The 1,754-nt window shown below is 68.8% G+C and carries 3 protein-coding genes; 2 read left to right on the top strand and 1 reads right to left on the bottom strand.

Features of this window, described 5'->3' with window-relative positions; all coding sequences use genetic code 11:
- On the bottom strand, positions 1-224 hold a 224-nt coding region (locus AC16XC_RS06360), incomplete at its 3' end, for a winged helix-turn-helix domain-containing protein (RefSeq protein WP_484033807.1).
- Between the two features lie 152 nt (positions 225-376).
- Here AC16XC_RS06360 and modA point away from each other — a divergent pair.
- Both modA and modB read left to right on the top strand, forming a co-directional pair.
- Positions 377-1,138, top strand: a complete 762-nt coding sequence (gene modA, locus AC16XC_RS06365) for a molybdate ABC transporter substrate-binding protein (protein ID WP_484033808.1) — start codon at positions 377-379, stop codon at positions 1,136-1,138.
- Positions 1,139-1,143: 5 nt separating this feature from the next.
- Positions 1,144-1,754: molybdate ABC transporter permease subunit (modB, locus tag AC16XC_RS06370; RefSeq protein WP_484033809.1), on the top strand; the 611-nt coding region annotated here is incomplete at its 3' end.

Below are 1,754 nucleotides of genomic sequence, written 5' to 3' on the forward strand. Positions count from 1 at the left end.
GCCTGCTTGCCGCCGCCGGGACGGGTCTCGACCAGCGGTTCGGCGAAGCAGCGGTTCATCGCATCGACCAGCAGCCAGGCGCGGCGATAGCTCATGCCCATGGCGCGCGCGGCGGCCGAGATCGAGCCGGTTTCCTCGATCCGGTCGAGCAGTTCGGCCTTGCCCGGACCCATGGCGATTTCGCCGCCATGCATCAGCTGGAGCTTGAGCTTGAGGGTGGCCATGCGTGGTTGGTTACGCTCACAACTCAGTGGTTTCCATCCCCATCTGCGAGTCCCCGCGAAGGCGGGGACCTCGGGCCTGAGGCTCCTGCCTTCGCAGAAGCGCGCGATAAGTCGGCTGGACGTGCTATATATGCTCGAATATAGCAATAGCCATGCGTTGGTTCCCCTCGATTCTGGCTGCCGCGCTGCTCCTGCTTGGCGGGTGCAGCCGCGAACCCGATGGCCCGGTCGTTTTCGCTCCCGCCAGCCTGCAGGGCGCGCTCGACGAGGTGGCCGAGGCCTGGGCGGTCCGGATGCGCGACCCGCCGGTGATCTCCTATGCCGCCAGTTCGGCGCTGGCCCGCCAGGTCGAAGGCGGTGCCCCGGCCGACATCTTCATTTCGGCGGACGGAGCATGGATGGACGAGCTCGAAGCGGCGGGGCTGCTGCGCCCCGCCACGCGCACCGATTTGCTCGGTAACGCGCTGGTCCTGATCCAACCCGGCGACGTCAGGCGGAGCGGCGAATTCCGGCTCGACCAGGCTTCGTGGGAACGGGAAATCGCCGGGAAATGGCTGGCGCTTGCCGAACCGGAGGCAGTTCCGGCCGGACGCTATGCCAGGGCCGCGCTCGAGCGGCTCGGTCTTTGGGAAGCCGCCGGGGACCGCATTGTGCCGGTCGAGAATGTCCGGGCGGCATTGACGCTGGTCGAGCGGGGAGAGGCGGATTTCGGCGTGGTCTATGCCACCGACGCGCTGGCTTCGGACAAGGTCGTCGTCGTCGCGCAATTCCCGTCCCGAAGCCATCCGCCGATCCGCTACCCGGTCGCGGTGCTGGCTTCGTCGGATCATCCCGACGCCGTCCCGTTCCGCAATTTCCTGACCGGCGGGGAAGCCCAGGCCATCTTTGCCCGCCACGGCTTTCGGAAGCCCTGACCTTGCTGCTCAGCCCCGAGGAATGGGCCGTGGTTGGGCTCTCGCTCAAGGTCAGCCTGGTGGCGATGGCGGCGACGCTGCCGCTCGCCTATTGGCTGGCCTGGCTGCTCGCGCGGCGGCGGTTTCCGGGGCGGATGCTGCTCGACGCGGCGGTGCATTTGCCGCTGGTCGTCCCCCCGGTGGTGACCGGCTGGCTGCTACTGGTCCTGTTCGGGCGGACAGGGCCGGTCGGCGAGCTGCTTTACGAGTGGTTCGGCGTGACCCTGGTGTTCCGCTGGACCGGCGCGGCGCTGGCGGCGGCGGTGATGGCGCTGCCGCTGATGGTGCGGGCGATGCGGCTGTCGATCGAAGCGGTCGACCGGCGGCTGGTCGAGGCCGCGCGCACGCTCGGGGCAAGCCGCTGGCATGCCTTCTGGACCGTGACCCTGCCGCTTTCGGTCCCCGGGATCCTCGCCGGGGCGGTGCTCGGCTTCGCCCGTTCGATCGGCGAATTCGGCGCGACGATCACTTTCGTTTCGAACATTCCGGGCGAAACGCGGACCCTGCCGCTGGCGATCTACACCGGGCTGCAGCTGCCGGGGACCGAAATGGTCGTGGCGCGGCTGGCGATTGTCTC

Source organism: Candidatus Andeanibacterium sp., from assembly GCF_057143545.1.